At 61.3% G+C, this 18,308-nt stretch carries 19 protein-coding genes and 1 pseudogene; 17 read left to right on the forward strand and 3 right to left on the reverse strand.

What is annotated here, in order from left to right:
• The first annotated feature begins 695 nt into the window (after nt 1-695).
• The 3 genes from KGR00_RS07140 to KGR00_RS07150 all read left to right on the forward strand — a co-directional run bounded on the left by KGR00_RS07140 (nt 696) and on the right by KGR00_RS07150 (nt 2,892).
• Complete coding sequence (locus KGR00_RS07140; protein ID WP_224424226.1) at nt 696-1,559, forward strand: thioredoxin domain-containing protein; 864 nt, start codon at nt 696-698, stop codon at nt 1,557-1,559.
• A gap of 77 nt (nt 1,560-1,636) precedes the next feature.
• Nucleotides 1,637-2,230 (forward strand): transglycosylase SLT domain-containing protein, encoded by a 594-nt coding sequence (locus KGR00_RS07145; protein ID WP_224424227.1) that lies wholly within the window; start codon nt 1,637-1,639, stop codon nt 2,228-2,230.
• Between the two features lie 20 nt (nt 2,231-2,250).
• Nucleotides 2,251-2,892, forward strand: a complete 642-nt coding sequence (locus tag KGR00_RS07150) for a thermonuclease family protein (RefSeq protein WP_224424228.1) — start codon at nt 2,251-2,253, stop codon at nt 2,890-2,892.
• Nucleotides 2,893-2,955: 63 nt separating this feature from the next.
• Here the strand turns inward: KGR00_RS07150 and KGR00_RS07155 are convergent, their stop codons facing one another.
• Nucleotides 2,956-4,098: a hypothetical protein gene (locus KGR00_RS07155; RefSeq protein WP_224424229.1), complete on the reverse strand. Its 1,143-nt coding sequence runs from the start codon at nt 4,096-4,098 to the stop codon at nt 2,956-2,958.
• A 111-nt stretch (nt 4,099-4,209) separates the two neighbouring features.
• Between KGR00_RS07155 and KGR00_RS07160 the strand changes: the two genes are divergently transcribed.
• The gene (locus KGR00_RS07160) at nt 4,210-4,431 is read left to right on the forward strand and encodes a hypothetical protein (protein ID WP_224424230.1); all 222 of its coding nucleotides are present in this window, start codon (nt 4,210-4,212) and stop codon (nt 4,429-4,431) included.
• On the opposite strand, the gene KGR00_RS07165 is transcribed toward KGR00_RS07160, so the two are convergent.
• Nucleotides 4,428-5,195 carry a hypothetical protein gene (locus KGR00_RS07165; protein WP_224424231.1) on the reverse strand — a complete coding sequence of 256 codons (768 nt, stop codon included), beginning with the start codon at nt 5,193-5,195 and terminating at the stop codon, nt 4,428-4,430. The genes KGR00_RS07160 and KGR00_RS07165 overlap by 4 nt on opposite strands.
• A 176-nt stretch (nt 5,196-5,371) precedes the next feature.
• Here KGR00_RS07165 and KGR00_RS07170 point away from each other — a divergent pair, with 176 nt between their 5' ends.
• From KGR00_RS07170 to KGR00_RS07200, 7 genes and pseudogenes are all read left to right on the forward strand, one after another.
• Nucleotides 5,372-5,614, forward strand: coding sequence for a hypothetical protein (locus KGR00_RS07170; RefSeq protein ID WP_224424232.1), 243 nt, complete (start codon nt 5,372-5,374; stop codon nt 5,612-5,614).
• A 94-nt stretch (nt 5,615-5,708) separates the two neighbouring features.
• Complete coding sequence (locus KGR00_RS07175) at nt 5,709-6,530, forward strand: TonB-dependent receptor (RefSeq protein ID WP_224424233.1); 822 nt, start codon at nt 5,709-5,711, stop codon at nt 6,528-6,530.
• A gap of 30 nt (nt 6,531-6,560) precedes the next feature.
• Nucleotides 6,561-8,537 (forward strand): DEAD/DEAH box helicase, encoded by a 1,977-nt coding sequence (locus tag KGR00_RS07180; protein ID WP_224424234.1) that lies wholly within the window; start codon nt 6,561-6,563, stop codon nt 8,535-8,537.
• A 98-nt stretch (nt 8,538-8,635) separates the two neighbouring features.
• Complete coding sequence (locus KGR00_RS07185) at nt 8,636-9,202, forward strand: hypothetical protein (RefSeq protein WP_224424235.1); 567 nt, start codon at nt 8,636-8,638, stop codon at nt 9,200-9,202.
• 2 nt (nt 9,203-9,204) lie between these two features.
• Nucleotides 9,205-9,444, forward strand: a complete 240-nt coding sequence (locus KGR00_RS07190; protein ID WP_224424236.1) for a hypothetical protein — start codon at nt 9,205-9,207, stop codon at nt 9,442-9,444.
• Nucleotides 9,445-9,780: 336 nt separating this feature from the next.
• Nucleotides 9,781-10,305, forward strand: coding sequence for an ead/Ea22-like family protein (locus KGR00_RS07195; RefSeq protein WP_224424237.1), 525 nt, complete (start codon nt 9,781-9,783; stop codon nt 10,303-10,305).
• Nucleotides 10,299-10,930: pseudogene (locus KGR00_RS07200) on the forward strand (DUF6012 family protein). The gene KGR00_RS07195 and the pseudogene KGR00_RS07200 overlap by 7 nt, the downstream one beginning before the upstream one ends.
• A gap of 130 nt (nt 10,931-11,060) precedes the next feature.
• Here KGR00_RS07200 and KGR00_RS07205 read toward each other — a convergent pair.
• On the reverse strand, nt 11,061-11,621 hold the full coding sequence (locus tag KGR00_RS07205) for a hypothetical protein (RefSeq protein WP_224424238.1): 561 nt from the start codon (nt 11,619-11,621) through the stop codon (nt 11,061-11,063).
• Nucleotides 11,622-11,744: 123 nt separating this feature from the next.
• Between KGR00_RS07205 and mobH the strand changes: the two genes are divergently transcribed.
• The 6 genes from mobH to KGR00_RS07235 all read left to right on the forward strand — a co-directional run bounded on the left by mobH (nt 11,745) and on the right by KGR00_RS07235 (nt 18,305).
• Nucleotides 11,745-14,228, forward strand: a complete 2,484-nt coding sequence (gene mobH / locus KGR00_RS07210; RefSeq protein WP_224424409.1) for a MobH family relaxase — start codon at nt 11,745-11,747, stop codon at nt 14,226-14,228.
• An 84-nt stretch (nt 14,229-14,312) separates the two neighbouring features.
• Nucleotides 14,313-16,139 (forward strand): conjugative transfer system coupling protein TraD, encoded by a 1,827-nt coding sequence (gene traD / locus KGR00_RS07215; protein ID WP_224424239.1) that lies wholly within the window; start codon nt 14,313-14,315, stop codon nt 16,137-16,139.
• An 8-nt stretch (nt 16,140-16,147) separates the two neighbouring features.
• A complete protein-coding gene (locus KGR00_RS07220; protein WP_224424240.1) occupies nt 16,148-16,687 on the forward strand; it encodes a hypothetical protein in 540 nt (179 codons plus the stop codon).
• Nucleotides 16,660-17,292 carry a DUF4400 domain-containing protein gene (locus KGR00_RS07225; RefSeq protein ID WP_224424241.1) on the forward strand — a complete coding sequence of 211 codons (633 nt, stop codon included), beginning with the start codon at nt 16,660-16,662 and terminating at the stop codon, nt 17,290-17,292. The genes KGR00_RS07220 and KGR00_RS07225 overlap by 28 nt, the downstream gene beginning before the upstream one ends.
• A 149-nt stretch (nt 17,293-17,441) precedes the next feature.
• Entirely contained in the window at nt 17,442-17,726 is a 285-nt protein-coding gene (gene traL / locus KGR00_RS07230; RefSeq protein WP_224424242.1) for a type IV conjugative transfer system protein TraL, read from the forward strand.
• 9 nt (nt 17,727-17,735) lie between these two features.
• Complete coding sequence (locus KGR00_RS07235; protein WP_224424243.1) at nt 17,736-18,305, forward strand: TraE/TraK family type IV conjugative transfer system protein; 570 nt, start codon at nt 17,736-17,738, stop codon at nt 18,303-18,305.
• The last annotated feature ends 3 nt before the right edge of the window (nt 18,306-18,308 follow it).

Here is an 18,308-nt window from a genome sequence, read left to right on the forward strand (position 1 = left end):
CCAGCTTGTGCCCACGGGCTCCGCGGGCACTGACCAGTTTTATCTCCACTCCGCCATCCAGCGGAGAGGTCCATCCGGAGCCGTGTTGGCGCCGAGTGAACGAACCTCGTTTCCTTCCGCGGTGAGGCCAAGCCGCGCCAGGCATTGCCTGGTGTTGAATGAGCGAAGGCGACTCAGTTTCCTTCAAAGGAGAGCGAATCTCCTGAGTCTAAGCAATATCCTCGGTTTTTTCCCAGGTGTTATCTCTTTGCGCCGATTGAGGCTACTTGCTGCTTTTCACATATTTGGATAATGGGGACCAAGATATAAGGGTGCAGCTAAAGAATCCCCACGGGTAGAGCGATGATTGCGCATGTTTACGCTCGTTGGCTGCATCAGAATGATAGTACGACGAATTTTACAGCGCCCGGCCAGCGGTGGCGCGAATAACACTGGCAGCCAGTGCTCGCTAGCCTCCTAAATCAACTGGCGAGTGAACTGGTAGCCCTGGTCAGGCTCAAAACTGACTTCGATTTCAACTCAGGCAGTCGCGCCTTGGGAAGTGATTCCCCGGCTTCGGTCGGGGTTTTTTTTGCTTATTGGATTCCCATTCAAATCCCCCCCTGCTTAGCCCCCCTATTTCGGCATTTTTACGGCCTGCCAAACACCACAATCGGTGCTCTCACCTTTCACTTTGGAGCCACCGAATGGATCGCATGACCCTGAACACCATCATTACTGCCACTGTGCCGGTCTCTATGCTGGCGCTGGGGGTTGCTTTCTACAACGATTTCGACGCGCCCAAGCCGGACCAGTCAAACAGCGTCGAGCGATCCGAGGTCCGCCAGATCGTGCGCGATGAGCTTAGTCAAGCCGGCCTTACTGGTGACGCACTGGATGCCACGATGGAGAAGGCCATTGTCAACTTCATTAAATCCCGCGCTACCGAGCCGGGGAACAACGCCGCACCACCCAAGCCTACTGCCCAGCCCCAGGCTGCGGAGAATGTTGATATCGACCCGATTGATCCTTCTAGCGAGCCCCTTGCTGGCAATGAGGATTCCCGTTACCAGCTTATCGTGTACTCAGACTACGAGTGCCCGTACTGCCAGCGTTTCGATCCGACGGTGAAGACCGTGATCGAGGAATACGGCGCGGACCTCGCGGTGACGATGCGCGACTACCCGCTTCCGTTCCATGGCGAGACCGCTATGGAAGAGGCCGTCGCGGCGCAGTGCGCCTTCCAGCTCGGCGGCAACGAGGCCTTTTGGCCGTACTCGCACGGTATCTTCGATCGTACGAATTCCAATGGCAGCGGACTCGGCGATGGCGGCTTGGTCGAGCTGGCCGTGGACGTTGGCCTCGAGAAAGACGCCTTTACTACCTGCTTGGCCAACGACGAAGACATTCGCGCCGGCATCCAGGAAGACATGGCGAGCGGTGATGCCATTGGCGTTCGAGGCACGCCGACCTCGGTGATTCTGGATACGGAAACCGGCAGTACGGCAATGATCCGTGGCGCGCAGCCGTTGTCCGCCGTCACCTCCTCGTTGGACAACCTGCTTGGGTCATCACAGTGATGCGTGCCAGCCACTCGCGTCGCGCCCGGCTCTGCCGGGGCGGCGCCAACCCGCTCAAGGTAGCATTGAGGCACCCAATGGGCGTGTTCAGGCCCGCCACGCTCATCCTAATGCTGGTTTTCACCTCCATTAGCCTGGATACCTTCGCCTCGCCCCAAGATAGCAAGCCTTATGCCGCCCTGGTGGATCGCGCGGGCGAAGCGCTGGGTGTCAGTCCAACAGTGGTTCACGCAGTCATTGCGGCTGAGTCCAGTTATGACCCTTCTGCGCGCAGTCATGCTGGCGCCTTGGGGCTCATGCAGCTCATCCCGGAAACTGGTGCACTGGAAGCCTACCGCTACCTGTACGGTCGAAATGAGATCCCTACCGACGCCTCTCTGCTGCGGCCGGAGGTCAACGTGTGGCTCGGTACCGCATACCTGCGCGTTTTGGGTGAACGTTACTTCGGTTGGGTCGGTAATCCGGACGTTCGGGTTCGGGCGATCCTGGCAGCCTACAATTGGGGGCCGACCCGGGTGCTTTCGCGCTTGCTGCCTGAACGGAACCCCATAGGCTTGGACGAGTTCATGGATCGCCTGTACGCCGAGGCGCCCAAGGAGACGCAAGAGTATCTGCGACGGGTGCTTACTCGAGCAGTGGCTCAGGCGGGGCCGGTCCTTGCTTTGAGATAGCTTTCAGGAGACATTCCTTCATGCTGAACTCCCATACCCTCTCCCGGGGCGCCGCCCTCATCACCATGGCCCTCGTGCTGAGTCTCACGGCATTCTTGAGCACGGCCGCCGAGCGGTTGGATGCCACCGTAGTCAATGTCATAGACGGCGACACGCTGAGCATCAGTACCACAGGTTGCCAGGACTGTCGGGTGCGCCTCCTCGAAATAGATGCTCCCGAGAGTGATCAGCCCTACGGTGACCAGTCGCGAGCCGCTTTGATCGAGTTGACCGGTGGCGCTGGCGCCAGGATCGAGCTGGCCACCGATGGCCGTGATCGTTACGGGCGGATACTCGCCACCGTGTATCGTGACGGCGTAAACCTCAATGCCGAGATGATCCGTCGCGGGGCCGCTCACGTCTATGAGCGGTATAGCGACTCTCCCGTCCTCCTGGAACTACAGGACGAGGCAAAAGAGGATGAACGCGGGCTGTGGAATTTAGAGGAGGCCGACCGGAAGAAGCCCTGGGAATGGCGCCATGCCGGTGTTTCGCCGCCTGACTGGGACGCCATAGCAGACAAAGTGGCCGAGATGCTGACACTCTTCGTCGATGTTATCGCAGAGCTGATAGGCTCGTTGATTGAGTGGCTACAGGCGTTTGAGTCGGACCCTGCTGCCTAACGCAAATTCACCGAATTCACCGGTATGGTCGCCGGGCCGAATGGCCCGGCTTTTTGCTGGCGGCTACAGCGGCTCTACCCGAATCTCTGTGTCTACGGAAGTCGCTCTCACGGCCTGAGATTTACTTAGGCGAAGGCGCAGTGGGGTAGGACGGTTGACGCCAATGAAGCGCTCACCGATATGGTCTGGGTCTGGAATGCAGATCACTACATCATCTGGATTGCGTAAGGCTCGCTGACCGATAGCGTCAGGCCTAGGGCCACACGACTCGCCGAAGTCGTGCGCGGCATAGAAAATGGGAATCTTGGCACCTGCGCCCTCAATAGCGGCGTGCAGCATGATCTGCTGGCGTACCAGCCAGCCGAACAACGGTTTCGCGTGCGAGAAGGGTGCTTCTCGGTGGAAGCTGGGGTTGGATACGCGCAAGTAACGATACTCTCTTTCCACGTGAAACCAGTTGGACAGCTCCTCCTCGATCGCGTCCATGTTGGCATTCCACCATACATTGATCCACACCTCGTAGTTGGCGCCTACCGGCTGAACCCGAGTCACTGCTGACTTGATCACGGCATTCTCCAAGGGGGAGAGGACATTACGGCCGATGGAACGCTTTGCCGCTTCGATCAACGACCGGCTGTTGCTGGCCATTTCGATAAGCGTACCTCGCTCGAAGATCACGTTCACATTCGACCGATTCTTTTTGAGTGCTGAGAGGAGGTCGCGATATCCCCATCGGGGTGGGGCCCCTGTTCGAGAACGCGTTTCGAGCAGCCGTGCCCGAAGACGGGTGTTCTCCAGGGCCAGTTGATTGATCATGCGCTGTTTCTCTTCGTCACGCTGAATGGCATCGATGCGATTTCTCAGCTCGCTTTCATCCACGCTGACCGTGGCCGTGGCAGTCAGTAACGATCGACCCTCATCGCTCAGGTGGAACTCTTGTCGGTAATCCCTGATCTCAACCATAGACGCGCCGATCACCTCGATTGTTTTCGATAGATCGTCCGTATCGGACAGCGTGGTCGAGGTCTGAATGTAAGTTTCGGTGCGCTCTGAGGCTTTCACACGCAGGGCCTCAAGGGCATGAGCCTTGGCGGTGATGCGGCTATCGCCATCGCTCATCACATAGTCGACAGAAAGCGTCGCCTCCCAGGCCATTGCCGATGCGGGCAGGAACGCGCAAAGCAGAAGAACAGGTAATTTACGCATGGGGAAAGTCCAATGGTCCGATTCGGTGTTTATCTAGCGCTCGCTCTGCTCGGATGCCTGGTGGCAGCCGGCCCAGTGGCGGCGAAGACGGTATGTCGGGATGTGTCCGGGATGAGCCCGCAGGAGATCCAGGTTGAAGAAGTGAAGCTCCGCGTGGCGCATGCCCGGTTTGGCGAGCCGACCCTTTCCGGCCGATCACTGATGACGGTCAGCGCGGAGGGCGGGGAGTACGCCGAGGTCATCCAGCGGCGGTCCCAAGGGATGGCGCCGCCGGTGACCTTCGAGATCCGCAAAACCGGCAGCGACACCTACCTGTGCGCCATGGCCGGCTAGAGTTGAGCCGCCGCCCTGGCCGCGGCGCCTGCCAGATCCGTTTCTGGCGACCCTTCATCCCTGGCGGCAGGCGCGCCCCCACCCGCGGAAGCTCCTTCGTCATTCTCTTTGGGCGAGACGCCCTCATCGGTGGTCTCCGCGGTGACGGTGGTGGCCTCGCGCACCCGCTGCTGGAGCGCGTCGAAGAGGGTGGCCGACGCCATTCCTTGCAGCGTCCCGCTCTGGGCGGCCAGCGCGTTGCGTAGCGCCTCGGCGCTCATGCGGTAGAGCACGTGGGCCTGGGCCTCGCCCTGGCTGGCGTAGACCACCTGGTCGACGAGGTTGTGGCCTTTCAGCGGCACCGCACTCACGAACCGATCCACGAGAAGCTGGTATTCACCGGACACATCGCCCGACATGGACTCGAATTCGAATTGGCGCTCCTGACCGGAAACCTCCTGTCGGATGGCCTGAGCCAGTGCGAACTCCGCTTTCAGACGCGCTTGTCGCAACGCCATGATAGGTTCGATCGAGCGCGCCGAACCAACCGCATAGATGCCGGTCGTTCCATTGGGTGGTGGCTCAATCACCCAGTCGGGGATCGACTCGATCCGCTCCGCGATGCGCTCGCTCTCCCGTTCCTTTCGCGCTTCTTCCGCTTCGGCCAGTACCTGCTGGGCTTCCATTTGCATCTCTGCATATTCGGCGGCGTCCGGCGCACCGGCGCAGCCCGCAAGTAATGCCGCACCCGCAGCGGCTGTAATAATCATCTGTTTTGTCATCATGGGTCACCTTGTTCGTTGTGGTTCCGTATTCGCAGCCTCCCAAGTTTTGGCAAAGCAGCAACCCCGCCTGATCAGTGGCCCTTAAACCCCCAGGTAACCACCTTTTATTTGGGGCTTGCTGCTTTGCCGATATCGGGCAGGGTGGCTACGGGATACCAAACAAAGGAGAGGCTCCCTTGATCACCAGCCAGGATATCCACGCCGCTACCGCCACTCACGAGATGCTCGATCTCATCCGAGATGCTGCGTCCGAGCGCAACTGTGAGTTCAATGATGAAGCCGGTTTCGATGAACAGGCCGCGTTTTATCGCGAGGAAGCTCGATGCTCAGCGTCGGATGAGGACGATGAGACTGCGATGAAGGAATTTGCTGATCTGCTTGACGCTGCGGATAAGCGCTGGGAAGAAATCGCCGAATAAACAGCTCCGTTTGCTGCTTTGTCAACCAAGGGCAAACTAGCCCTGAACGACGACATTCGGCTTCACCCATATGAAAAATCACTGGAGAAAAACGATGAATAATCGCAACCGCACCGTTCTCGCCAGCCTCACCGGTCTCGCTCTCGTTGGCGTCGCCACCGCGCATGCAGCACCGCTCAACCAGGCTATTGTCGCCTCGGCGGCTCAGGTGAGCGTGGGTGCCGGAGTCCTCGGCCAGGACTACGAGGAGAAGGACGATCGCAACTTGGTGCCCACCGGCTATCTCAATAAGGAGGAAGGCAAGATCCCTGCGTTGGAGTTCGACATCGGCTTGGTGAGTGAGACTGGCTGGTACTCCGAGCTGCACTTCACATACGCCAGCGGTGAGACCGATTATGACGGCTACCTTCAGTACAGTCCTACCACGTTCTCTCCCTACGAGACCGATACCGACAATTCGATATACGAGTTCCGCGGTAATTTCGGGCACCTGTTCGGGCTGACCAACAACATCGCACTGGCGCCCAAAGTGGAGCTGGGCCATCTGCGTTGGGATCGTACCATCACCGGCTCTTATGGTTCCTCGGCTGAATACACATACACCCGCTATGGCGCCGGCCTCGAGGTTCTGTTCGCTGCTACCGATCGGTTGGTGTTCTCGGTGGAAGGTATGTATGGCCGCCAGTCCGGCGAAGTCGCCTCTGACGTGGTGAATGAGGACATAGGTACGACCGCCTACACGCGGTTCAGCGCAGGCGTGGACTACGCGCTCACTGACCGCTGGCACATCGGTGCGAAGATCAGTCGTGCCTCTTTTGACTCGAAGGAGTCCGACGTGAGCCCTAGCGGCTTTCTGGAGCCCGCCAGCGAGACGACGCACACCCGGATGATGGCCCGCGTGGGCTTCTCTTTCTAACCCTGAACCTATGAATTAATAGGAGACATCATGCTGCAATCCGCTCAAGCCAGCGCGACCGATAAGCCCGGTGGTGGGCTTGGGCGGCTTACCGCCCTGGGTCCACGCGAGCCGTGGCAGGTCGCCTTGCTGCTGCCGCGTACCTGGGACGATCTCTCAAACGTAGTGACCGCCTTTGAGGCGGTCGCATTGCGTCCGCGTCTTGGCGAGACCGTGGTACTGCGCGGTCGGCTCGCCGATCTCCCCCAGACCCACTTCCGCCCGGTCCCGCGTGTGAACGCGCGCATTATCGATGCGCAGGGCCGCTCGGTGTCGTTCGCAATCTTCGGCAACACTGCGGACACCGCCAAGGCGCTGACGGATGCGGGCGGGGATCTGTGCCTGTGGGGGCGCATCGACGAGTTCAAAGGCGAGATTCAATTGGCCAACAGCGAGGTGGTGCATCCGGCCTGGGCTGGACGGCTCCGCCCACGCTACCCTGGCAAATCCTCGGTGATCGGGGCCGCCCTGGTGCGCGAACGCGTGGTGGAAGGATTGCGTGCGGCACTCGACGAAGCCGAACAGTATCTTTGCGAGCAGGCAGCCGGTGGCGATCGCGCCCGCCTGCTCGATTTGATCGAGACCATTGCCGGCGAGCCCATGGGGCCACGTCAGGTGCTCGTTGAGGCGCATGTCCCGCGCACGGTCGAGCGTGGCCAGCGGGCGCAATCGGTGCTGGAGCGGCTCAGTGCGTTGGTGCTGGTGCGCTCGACGTTGGCCGAGCGGGATCGCCGGGGAGAAGCGCGTTGGCACGCGCCGAGGGACGCCGGTAAGCGTGCCGCTGGGCTACCGTTCACGCTCAACACCGACCAGGACCGGGCAATCCAGGAAACCCTCGAGGACATGGCCGAGGGCGCCCCCATGCACCGGCTCTTAGCCGGCGATGTCGGCACCGGCAAGACGGCGGTCTACGGCGTGGTCGCGGCCACGGCCATGGACGCCGGCGCCCGGGTCGCGGTGCTGGCGCCCAACACCGGGCTCGTCGCGCAGATCGCGGAGAACCTCTCGGCCTGGTGGCCCGATCTCGACGTGCTGGCGGTCACAGGGGCCACGCGTAAGCGCGAGAAGCTGGTCGATCGTCAGTGCCTGGTGGGAACCACCGCGCTGCTGCACCGGGACATCGGCGAGCGGGATCTCGTCATCGTCGACGAGCAACACAAGTTCTCCCGTGGACAGCGTGAGGAGCTGCTGGCGGCGGGATGTCATCTGCTGGAGGTCACGGCCACCTGTACGCCACGCTCGCAGGCGCTGGTGGAGCTGGGCGTGCGCGAGACGAGCCGGCTCACCATGCGCAGCGTCAAGCGCCGCGTCGAAACCCGACTCTGGGACAAGGACTCTCGCCCGGAGTTGATGGAGGCGATCGAGCAGAGCCTGGGGCGCGGCGAGCAGGTCCTTGTGATCTGTCCGGAGCGGGGAGAGCAGGGTGGCAAGGCTAATGGCGCGGAAGCGAGGAAGAGGGCTTCCGATGCCTTTGTCCTGTGGGAAAAGCGCTTTCCAGGGCGAGTGCGGCTCAGCCATGGCGGGCTCAAAGCCGCCGAGAAGACAGAAGCCCTCCAGGCCATGCGCGATGGCGAGGCGGACATCCTGGTCTCCACCACGGTGGTCGAAGTGGGTATCGATCTGCCGCGCTTGAACCGGGTGGTGGTGCTGCACGCCAATCGCCTGGGGCTGGTCACCCTGCATCAGATCCGCGGCCGCGTGGCGCGCGCCGGCGGTACCGGCTACTGCGATCTGTACGTGCCCGACGATGGTGCCGAGGTCGAGCGACTGAACGTGCTGTGCCAGACCGACGACGGCTTCGAGATCGCCGAGAAGGATCTGCGCCTGCGCGGGTTCGGGGATCTGTCGTCCGGATCGGACGCTGAGAAAGGATTTCTGGACGGCCTGCTGTTCCAGCGTGGTATCGAGGTCGCGCATGTGGAGGAGGCCGCCAGGCTCCTCGAAAACACCCCTTTCCCGCCCACTTAAAACCCCTCCACACACCCGCCGATTGGGTGCTTGCTGCTTTCCTGGTTTGGGGCATGTTGATCTCACCGAACACGAATTGAAGGTTGAGGATCAGCATCATGTCCCGCTACGAATGCCGTAACCCTGCCTGTGCCGCCTACACGATGGCCATTGAAGCCGATAAGGAGACCGCCTGTCACTACTGCGGTGCTCCGATGCTGTCCTCCAGCACCGAGGCGGGGAGCGCCCTGGTGCGCCAGGTGGCCAGCACGATCACCAAGCTGCAACAGGAAGTGGTGGAGCTTGGTCATGAGCGAGACGACGTGCAGCGCCGTCTGGCGGCATTTGGGGGACCGGCCGTGCTCGCGCACATGCAGCGCCTGCAAAGCCTTGGTTGGCGGGCGCAGAACCGTCTGGCGCTCATGGAAGGTAAGCAGAACGCCGGGAGCGGCTTGAGCGAGCTGATGCAGGAGCTGACGGACGCCCTCGATGCGGCTCCGGAAACCAGTTTCGCCGAGCTTGAAGCTCAAGTAATCAGCGGCCTTCGTTTTCCGACGATGCTGCGCAAGATGTGGAGTGGGGGTGAGGTGCAAGCCTGGCTGGAAGAACAGGCGGACGCGCACAGGGCTCGAGCTGCTCGGCCGCAGCGCGAGGTGGTCAACGCAGACCCTGGCGAGGAGGAGTGAACGTGGCCAAGCACACCATCGTCGTTGAGTTCGACGACTGCACCTCGCCCCAATACAGCATCGACAACCGTGTACTGGGTGGGCGGATCACCGCGGTGGACATGGACGGCGATCGATTAACCATGCAGGAACGCCTCCTGACGGCATTGGAAGCCCTCGCCGACAGTGGCGAATTGAGCCCCGAAGGGCAGGCCGTGGCCGATGCGGCCATCGAAGAGGCTACTCGCGCGGTGCGGGAGTAAGCCGTGGATGTTGTCCCATCTCGACGCCGGGCATGTCGCTGTCGTGTGTGTCGGGCGCGCCAGGTGAAGGCAAAGCACCCGCTAGAGTACGTCCGGACGCCGAAGTGCAGCGGCTGCGGTCGGCGCGGAACGCTAAGTATCGATCAGCACCGCGACAGCGGGCTCGAGCGCAAGCAGCACCCTGCGTGTCGGTGCGATGGCTGGCCGTTCCCTCACCGGCATGGCAGCGAGGGCTGCAACTATTACGAGGCCCGGCCGCCCGAGGTCGAGGACTTCCAGGAGTTGTACGTAAGCGGCGACGAACCGCCGTTTTGATGCTGAACAGAAGGAGAATTTATGCAGATTGCCATCCAGGCCCTACGCGATCTTGCCTCCAAGGCGTCCCGCGGGCCGAGAGTCTTCCACGGCGACGGGGAGATCTATCTCGAGAACGCCGACGGCCGTTATACCGTCCTGCTTCCCGAGCCTTCGGCGATCATCGGTGAGTGCGGGTACGACGATATGGCGTCGAAGGAAGCCATGACCGCGAATCATCGACTGTTCGCGGCCCTCGATCCGGACACGGTGATTGGCCTACTCGATCGGCTCCAGGAAGCGGAGCGGGAACTGGAGGAGACGACCCTGTACGCCGAGAGGCTGCGCCGAGCCGCGCTCGAGGTCTGTAACGATTGGATCGACCTTGGCCTCCCGCGTTCGACGGTGGCTGTCCAGCGCGCCTTCCTGGAGAGCACTGGAGACAGATCGCCTGCCGGCAAGCCGATCGATTGGCTCGCGGGCGCAGCACTGTCGATGCCCGCTCGGCCGCACCTGAAACTCAAAGCGGAAACCTCTGCGCGTGATAGTGGAGGTGATTCATGCTGATCCATCTATCTCCACGCTTTTTGACCTGCGCGACCACCGGCCCGAACTGCGAGCTGGTCGACATGACCATCCCCGAGCTGGATCTCATGTGAAAGGTGGGAAGGATCTCGCCAGCCGGCGGCCGTACCCGAACAAGCGCTACGTGGTGGCGTGCCGAAAGGTCGGACGCAAGGCGATCACGGGTTTTCTGATCCAAGCCCCCGATGACGTTCGATGGTTTTCCGCCACGGCCCGCTGGGCAATTGGCGCCACGATCGTTGTGAGACATGTGGTGCGCTATGAGATCATCGACAGCGATTACGATGCAGTCAGCGACGACATGCTGCTGTGGGGGCCGACACCGAAAGCCCTGGGCAACTGGCCGTCTAGGTGGCCGGACTTCACTGCGCAGTGGCCGGCCTACACTGCACAGTGGACACCGGCCAACGCTCAGCCATGCATGGAGGTTACGCCCACGGGGAGAAGAGAAGGGGATGTTCGAGACACCGTGGAGGGTGGCTTGATCCTCTATCGCGAAGAGCGCCTTGGGTTGCCGACTATCGAGAGCGGAAGGTTGCTTGAGAAGGAACTCTCGGTACGCCATCGCTTACCGGAGATCAAGTCGGCGTTTGACACGCGCGGGTGAGCTTGGCGAGGGCGGCTGTAGGAAGAAGCACTTCGTTGCAGGGTAGGCCTCCCAGCCCGTATCGAGCCAAGTCGGTCTGGGAGGCGCTATACGGGAGCCTGTTCGCTAAACCGGTGCCGTGGTGAATTTCTCACTCCTTACCTTGGATTGCTGACACTCGGTGCAAGGCCCTGCACGTCAATGACTTGTTCTTAGGTGGCTCCATGTTGCGTAGTAAGTCACGCTGCTCCTCGTTGAGTGGGAGATTCATGCACAGCTCGCGCCAGGCATTCATTTCATTACTGCTCCAACCCGGTGATGGGGCTGAGTCGACCTCGATGGTCCTTTCACGAGCGGCCAAAGGATATGCCATCGCCTCACGCGACTTTCTCGCCTGGTCGTCTTCATCACGATCCAAAGCGTGGCTGGCATCGGTTACAGCTGTATTGGTCGTCGATGTTTTGAGGTCACCGTCATGCCACCATTGGGGGCCATCGGTGATTACGTGCCGATAACCGTCAACGCGCGCCACAACAGCGTGCTGGTCAAATTCCACCCATGTGACTTCAGCGTGCGCGGGGTCCGTCGTAAGCGTGGGCATCGTCCGGACAACAGTCTCTTCAGGCTGGGGCTGAAAGGCGCAGCCAGTGGTTAGAATTACCCCGGCGGCGAGGAGGGGTGTCCAAACAAAACGATGGCGAGTCTGCTGCATGATTTAATATCCGTGGTCTTGAGGTTGGGTATCGCCACGGTACCGGGCCACTCGCGATAGAAGGTCCAGAATACCCCTTTGGCGAGATGGTGTTTGCCTGCTCAGTGCACGCGCGTGGAACGCATGATGTTGTGCATGATCAAGCTACTACGTGCCCTCTGGCCTCCGCTCGACGAGGCCCCCGTTGAAGACGAAGAGGAGACCCCTCGCTATCCGCCTTTTATGCGAGGTCTCCCCGCTAAATCTGTCGACAAGTTGCTCGACTCACAAGCCGAGCTGATCGGTCGTCTACGTGGGGCCGTCGGCATCACCGACGAATTGTACGACGAGATTTATACCCCCCTGATTCGGCGCTACGCCGCCTACGTGCATCTGCTCCCCGCCAGCGAGGCCCACCACCATCGTGGAGCGGGAGGGCTGCTGCGACATGGCCTGGAGGTGGCCTTGTGGGCGACCCAGGGGGCAGATCGGGTGATGTTCGCCACAGGGGAGCCGCCAGCACGCCGGCGCGAGCTAGAACCGCGCTGGAAGCTAGGTGTCTTCATCGCAGCACTTCTCCACGATATCGGGAAACCCATGTCGGACGTGCAGGTGGTCGATGAAACCGGGGAGCACGAATGGGGCGCTCATGGCGAAGATCTCGCAGACTGGCTGGCGCGAGTCAACTCGAAGCGTTACTACCTTCACTGGCGGGACAACCGTCATCAGCGCCACGAATCGCTAACCCCGTTGGTGCTGCCTCATGTCATCCCCAAGGCCACTATGGGGTATCTACAGACCGCTGGCCCTGAACTCTATAAGCAGATCCTGTTCGCGATCAGTTCACGTGATTTTCAGGCCCGCGACCAGGAGCATAACCCGATCTTCAAGTTGGTGCGCGAAGCCGACCAACACAGCACGCGAAAGGACATCGGCGATCCCTTAGCCGCCGGCATGCCCGGGGCGCTTGGCGTACCGCTGGAACGCTACCTAATGGATGCCATGCGGCGACTCACTCGTGAGCGGACCTGGGCCTGCAATAAGCCGGGTTCACGGCTGTGGGTAATGGATAACAGTGTGTTCGTGGTATGGCCCTCTGGTGCCGAGGATATCGTGAAGATGCTGGCACGCGATCAGGCCCCTGGCATCCCTCGTCATCCAGACAGCCTGGCGGACGTGCTGCTCGATCGCGGGCTCGCCATCCCGTTCGAGGAGGCCGGCTCCCGGGCGCGCTTGTGGACGATCCAGCCGGAGCCTCTTCGCGAACGCAACCCCGGTGTGGTGCTGCATGCTATACGCTTGGATTCCAACGCGTCCGTATTCGACGAGTTTCCTGCCTCGGTGCCAGGTGAGATAGGGGTGGCGTTGCTTGAGAAGCTCGCTTCACGAGAGCGGCCGTCCAGTGGCACCGAGGTAGTGCCCAAGGCGCCCACCGAGACCAATCCCGAGCCTGAGCCCGAGCCCGGGGCCGCGTCTGAGACTGTGGCCGGGGCCGAGCCCGCCCGTCAGCCCAATGCATCGAATCCGGCGCCATCGGCAACCCCCGCGGCGCCTTCCGCTTCATCCCCAGAAAGAGGAGCGACGAATGAACCAGCTCGATCACGGCCCGACGTCGCGCCAACCACTGAGCCTGTCGCAGCGGCGAAAAGCACGGCAGGGGTGGATACCCGGTCGCGAGCGACACGTGAGGCAGCCCCGGTCGAAGCCGAAGAAGCCCGCGCCTGGTTCTCCCGTCAAGGGCACGCCGGGGCGGTGATTGCCTCGCTCGCCGAAGACTTTCGTGATGGTGTGAAGAACTGGGCCGAGCACGGTGTGCGTATGAAGGACGGCGGCGTCGCCATTCGACATCCCGAGGGGTGGGCTGGCGCCGGCGTCGAGGCGAAGGAGATCCTGTCGATGCTCTCTGAGGCCGGCTGGGTCTCACTGGACCCTTTTCAGCCGATGAAGCGCGTGCGCGAGGTCGACGGCTTTACCGCGCTCAAGGGGGCAAGCCAGCGGTCGACGATCGTGCTAACCGAAGCGGTCTCCCAACGCTTCGCGGCGATTTCTGGCGAGGTTGGAGCGAGCCCGCAGACCCCGAAAGCCAAGACAGGCACGCCGGCCAAGGATAAGCCCAAGCGCCAGAAGCCGTCAGTCGGCCCCGAAGCTGCGCCCGATCAATCACATTCTTCCAAGTCGACGAAGCGGAAACGTAAGGCAAAGCCCGAATCCGAAGGTTCCCCTCAGCGGACCCACCACGCGGACGCCGGGTCGAAGTCCGACAGCGAGCCAAAGGGTCCGCAGGGCAAGAAAGATGCCTCTAAAGCAAAAGCGGCGCACGAGGCGAGGCCGGACCCGAATCCCGAATCCCCGGCTGACCATAAATCGAATCACGACGCGTCGAAGTCCGACAATGGCAAGACGGACCGCGATGCCCTCATCGCCACACTTCATGCCCTTATAGCGCCGGATGGGGCAGGGCTCACGCATCGCCTAACGGAGGGACAGGTTTATATCCCAAGCGCCGATGCCACCGCGGCGGTGGCCGAACGGCTCGGGATCTCACTCTCCAAGGCCAGAGGCGTTATGACCGGGCTGCCGACAACCCCAGACCGCAGCGAGATCGTAATCCCCGCTACACCGGAATAGCCCCCTTCCGCCCCGGCATTAGTGGCCTTGCCAGGCCCCTCCCTTTTCTAAACTGGCTCAGTCATTTATCTAATTGGCCAACGAATGCGACGACGCGATCAATCGTACGAATTTCCTTGGCGCCCAAGCTATGAACGCACGAGTTCGCTGGCATGGGGCGCGGGCGCCTTGACCAGCGCGGGCATTTGGACAAGTGCCAGCCTGCCGACTGCCCCATTCATCGTGATGACGAGCATGGGGGCGGTTATGTGTGGCGTGCGGGGAGCCCAGGCGCTGCGGCAAATGCATCGAGTCCGCCGGCTACGGAATACCGAGGCTCTCAAGATCACCCGAGACGAGTTGTTGAAGATCCTCGCCAAGAACCCCGATGTGATCTGGCTGGGCCGGGGCTTCAATTGGCAGGCCGAGCACGCCCAGCTCGCCCACGAAGTTCGCCAATCGGGGATCGAATCGAGTTTGAAGTCCGCCCGCGACGAGAGCGATCCATTCAAGGTCGGCGCCCATTGGATTCATGGGTTGGAGCGAGAGCAAGCCGTCGAAGCGCCGCTAGGGATTCTCGCAGGGCAGACATTGATCGTCGGTACCACCGGCGCGGGGAAGACGCGAGCGTTCGAGACGCTGATCACCCAGGCGGTGCTGCGCGGTGAGCCGGTGATAGTGCTCGATCCCAAAGGGGACAAAGAGTTGTGTGAGACGATGCGTCGCGCCTACGCGCACGCGGGGCATCCGGAGAAGTTCGTCTACTTCCATCCTGCGCATCCATCGGAGAGCGCGCGGATCGATCCCTTGCACAACTGGAACCGACCGACGGAACTGGCTTCGCGCATCGCGGCGATCATCGCTTCTGAGGGGAGCATGGACCCATTCATCGCATTCTCATGGAAGGCGCTGAATGACGTGGTGCAGGGGCTACTGGCCATTGATAAGCGGCCCAACCTGGTTTCGCTACATCAATACATCGAGGGTGGGGTGGACTCTTTGGTATCGGAGGCGCTTAAGCGCTTCCTGGACGAACATGACGCCGGTTGGGCGGATTCGATTCGCTCCCGACTGTCAAAAGCCGCCCAGCGTGGCGGGGAGACCAGCGTCATTGTCGATTACTACAAGGAGCGAACCCAGGGGGCACGGCCAGCGATCGAGCCTTCTCAGGCGCTCAACGGCCTAGTGGGGTCCTACGAACACAATCGCGAGCACTTCCAGAAGATGATCGCCACCCTTATCCCGACGCTCTCTATGCTGACCAGCGGGGATCTTGGAGATCTTCTCTCGCCCACGCCGGACCCCGACGATGAACGGGTCATCACCAACATGACCAAGATTATCAATTCGCGCCAAGGGGCTTACATCGGTCTCGACTCGCTGGCCGACTCCACGGTCTCCGGTGCCATAGGCTCGATCTTGATGGCCGATCTCACCGCCGTGGCGGCCGACCGCTACAACTACGGGATCTCGGATGTGGGCATCAACGTGTTCGTCGACGAGGCCGCGGAAGTCATCAACGAACCCACGATCATGCTGCTCAACAAGGGGCGAGGCGGGAAGTTCTGCCTGACCATCGCGACCCAGACCTTTGCCGATTTCGCTGCTCGGCTCGGTTCCGAACCCAAGGCGCGCCAGGTGCTGGGCAATACCAACAACCTTATCGCGTTACGAACGATCGACGCTGAGACCCAAAAATACGTAGAGGAACAACTCGACGAGGTGATGCTCTCCACGCTTTCCCGGGACTATCGCACCGGCACGAGCGCGAGTGAACCTACCGAGTTTGACGGCTCTTACTCGGAGTCCATCCAGTCCGAGACTGGGGCGTTGTTCCCAGCGAGCATGCTGGGAAAGCTTCCCAACATGCACTACCTCGCCCGGCTTACCGGCGGCCGTATTGTCAAAGGCCGATTCCCAATCATGCAATGAGTAGACAGATGACACCACGATACACCCATCTCGATTCCAGCTTTTCCAGCCAGGCGATTGAGGCGCTACGCCGCGCCGGGATCGTTGCGCTCTGCCGCCGCCTGTTGGTCACATGCCCGCCCGCGGCGGGTATCGCCAACCGCGTTGCTGAGTGCATTGGCCAGGAGCTAACCCGCCCAGAGGACAGCCTGCCGCTACTGTTTACGATCTGGTCCGCTGGTGCGGCCCATCTGCGTACTGCTGAGCAACGCTACGGGACCAATGATCCCCATTACCTCGTTGCTGCCGTCGATGTCCTGCTGTCTCCGATCGACGCGGCATTAGGTCTTGAGGTGTCCGCCGCAGACGGGCATGTCTGGCGTCCTGATGAGGTGCCGTCGTGGGCGGCGTGGCGTGAGCGCCATCCCGGTGACCTTACCATCACACCAGTCGCGCCGAGTGATCGATACAAGCGGCGTGTTGAACTCGAACGCTGGGCATTGGGATCACTATTCACCGAGAAAATCAGGGCGACGAAAGGATGGCCAAACAACGAAATGGCGGGATAGGGCTTGGCTGGCTGCTCGCCGGCGCGATCGTATTGGAAATCGCTGCGGTGCTATTGTTGGTGCCCAGTCACCAAGTGAAGTCTTACAACGCTGCCGAGCGAGCTGCCGTTGTCGCCGACCTGGGCAGGGAAGCCGAAGCCCACGTCGTCGAGACCGCCAATACCTGGTATAAGGCCACCTTGATCGACACCGGGTTCGTCGAAGCGCTCGACTCGTTTCTGTTCGACACTGGTTCGCCGGACTCAGTGATTCAGCATGGCTCTACAAGCTATGTGAGAGACCGCGTTGGCACGTTCTGGTATGCGCTGTACGCGCTCTACTATCGGCTAGCCCTGATTTGCCTCTGGGTGCCTTACCTGCTGCCGATCGCTATCCCAATGTTCGTCGACGCCATCCAAGAACGGCGTGTGCGTCAGTGGCGCTTTAGCTACGTCTCACCACTGACAAGGGTGCTCGCCACCCGTACGAAATTAGCCGTCGGCACGCTTCTGCTCGGGGCGATACTGCTTCCGTTTCATGTGTCGGCGCTCGCTTACCCCATTCTCTTTGCCGTGTTGATGGTTGCGAATTGGGTGTGGGTAGCGAACCTGCAAAAACGTATCTAGTCGCTCAGCGGAGGGCGGATCTCGCCCTTCCTGCCCTCACTTTATCGAAACCATCGCTGCGTACCCGCCCATTTCGGCCCATGCGCCACCCTGTCGAGCGTGATACTGCCCTCCGAACTGATTTCTTCGCGACCAGGAGGCGCGCGCCGATGAGTCATGACATGGAACTACCCCGAACGATCGACGAGCCTCCCCAGCTCATGCTGTGGAGTGCCGATGAACTGATCCCGCTTATGAGTTGCGTAGGCATCGGGATTATTACCGACCACTTCATGATCATGCTGTTTGTCGGGATTGTGCTCTGGCGCGTGCTGCGCCGTTACAAGGACAGCCGCCCAGATGGCTATTTGCTGCATATGGTCTATTGGACCGGCCTGCCGATCGGCTCCTCCCGCATCTTCGTCAATCCTTTTCGCCGCCACTGGCACGGGTGAGGTAAGCCAATGGATTTTTCCCGTTTCACCAACCGCATCGTCGGCGCACAAACCGAGGCGCGCTGGTTGCGCTGGATCGCGCTGGGCCTGCTCGGCGCCAATATCGTGCTCGCCGTCGGCGTGTTCCAGACGCGCACCGTGGTCACCATTCAGCCACCTGGGATGAGCGAGGCCGCGCAGATCGCTGAGAACCACGCCAACGCCGCCTACAAGAAAGCCTGGGGGCTGTTCATCGCCAACCTGCTCGGCAACGTCAAGCCGGGTAGCGCGGATTTCGTCATCGCCACGCTGACCCCGCTGCTCGCCCCGGATCTCTACCGCCCCGTGGTCGACGCCATCCAGGATCAAGCGCTGAAGATCAACCGCGCCAAAGTGGCCACCTCGTTCATCGCTCAAGAGATCCTCTACAACCCGCAAAACGACCGGGTGTACGTCGCCGGTCGTCAGACCAGTTCCGGCCCTGGTTCAGATCCGGTCACTCGCGAGCGCACATACGAACTAGTCCTCTCCATCGAGGATTACAAGCCGATGATCACCGCTCTCGACGTTTACGCCGACAGCCCACGCCTGGAGGAATGACTT

The sequence above is a fragment of the Modicisalibacter sp. MOD 31.J genome (assembly GCF_020147985.1).
GTDB lineage: Bacteria > Pseudomonadota > Gammaproteobacteria > Pseudomonadales > Halomonadaceae > Modicisalibacter > Modicisalibacter coralii.

Coding starts and splice junctions, on each gene's coding strand:
- KGR00_RS07155 (WP_224424229.1), bottom strand. CDS start 4,098: ATGCGTAAATTACCTGTTCTTCTGCTTTGCGCGTTCCTGCCCGCATCG.
- KGR00_RS07235 (WP_224424243.1), top strand. CDS start 17,736: ATGGATTTTTCCCGTTTCACCAACCGCATCGTCGGCGCACAAACCGAG.
- KGR00_RS07175 (WP_224424233.1), top strand. CDS start 5,709: ATGAATAATCGCAACCGCACCGTTCTCGCCAGCCTCACCGGTCTCGCT.
- KGR00_RS07225 (WP_224424241.1), top strand. CDS start 16,660: ATGGCCAAACAACGAAATGGCGGGATAGGGCTTGGCTGGCTGCTCGCC.
- traL (WP_224424242.1), top strand. CDS start 17,442: ATGAGTCATGACATGGAACTACCCCGAACGATCGACGAGCCTCCCCAG.
- KGR00_RS07140 (WP_224424226.1), top strand. CDS start 696: ATGACCCTGAACACCATCATTACTGCCACTGTGCCGGTCTCTATGCTG.
- KGR00_RS07195 (WP_224424237.1), top strand. CDS start 9,781: ATGCAGATTGCCATCCAGGCCCTACGCGATCTTGCCTCCAAGGCGTCC.
- KGR00_RS07145 (WP_224424227.1), top strand. CDS start 1,637: ATGGGCGTGTTCAGGCCCGCCACGCTCATCCTAATGCTGGTTTTCACC.
- mobH (WP_224424409.1), top strand. CDS start 11,745: ATGATGTTGTGCATGATCAAGCTACTACGTGCCCTCTGGCCTCCGCTC.
- KGR00_RS07150 (WP_224424228.1), top strand. CDS start 2,251: ATGCTGAACTCCCATACCCTCTCCCGGGGCGCCGCCCTCATCACCATG.
- KGR00_RS07160 (WP_224424230.1), top strand. CDS start 4,210: ATGAGCCCGCAGGAGATCCAGGTTGAAGAAGTGAAGCTCCGCGTGGCG.
- KGR00_RS07220 (WP_224424240.1), top strand. CDS start 16,148: ATGACACCACGATACACCCATCTCGATTCCAGCTTTTCCAGCCAGGCG.
- traD (WP_224424239.1), top strand. CDS start 14,313: ATGCGACGACGCGATCAATCGTACGAATTTCCTTGGCGCCCAAGCTAT.
- KGR00_RS07185 (WP_224424235.1), top strand. CDS start 8,636: ATGTCCCGCTACGAATGCCGTAACCCTGCCTGTGCCGCCTACACGATG.
- KGR00_RS07180 (WP_224424234.1), top strand. CDS start 6,561: ATGCTGCAATCCGCTCAAGCCAGCGCGACCGATAAGCCCGGTGGTGGG.
- KGR00_RS07165 (WP_224424231.1), bottom strand. CDS start 5,195: ATGATGACAAAACAGATGATTATTACAGCCGCTGCGGGTGCGGCATTA.
- KGR00_RS07205 (WP_224424238.1), bottom strand. CDS start 11,621: ATGCAGCAGACTCGCCATCGTTTTGTTTGGACACCCCTCCTCGCCGCC.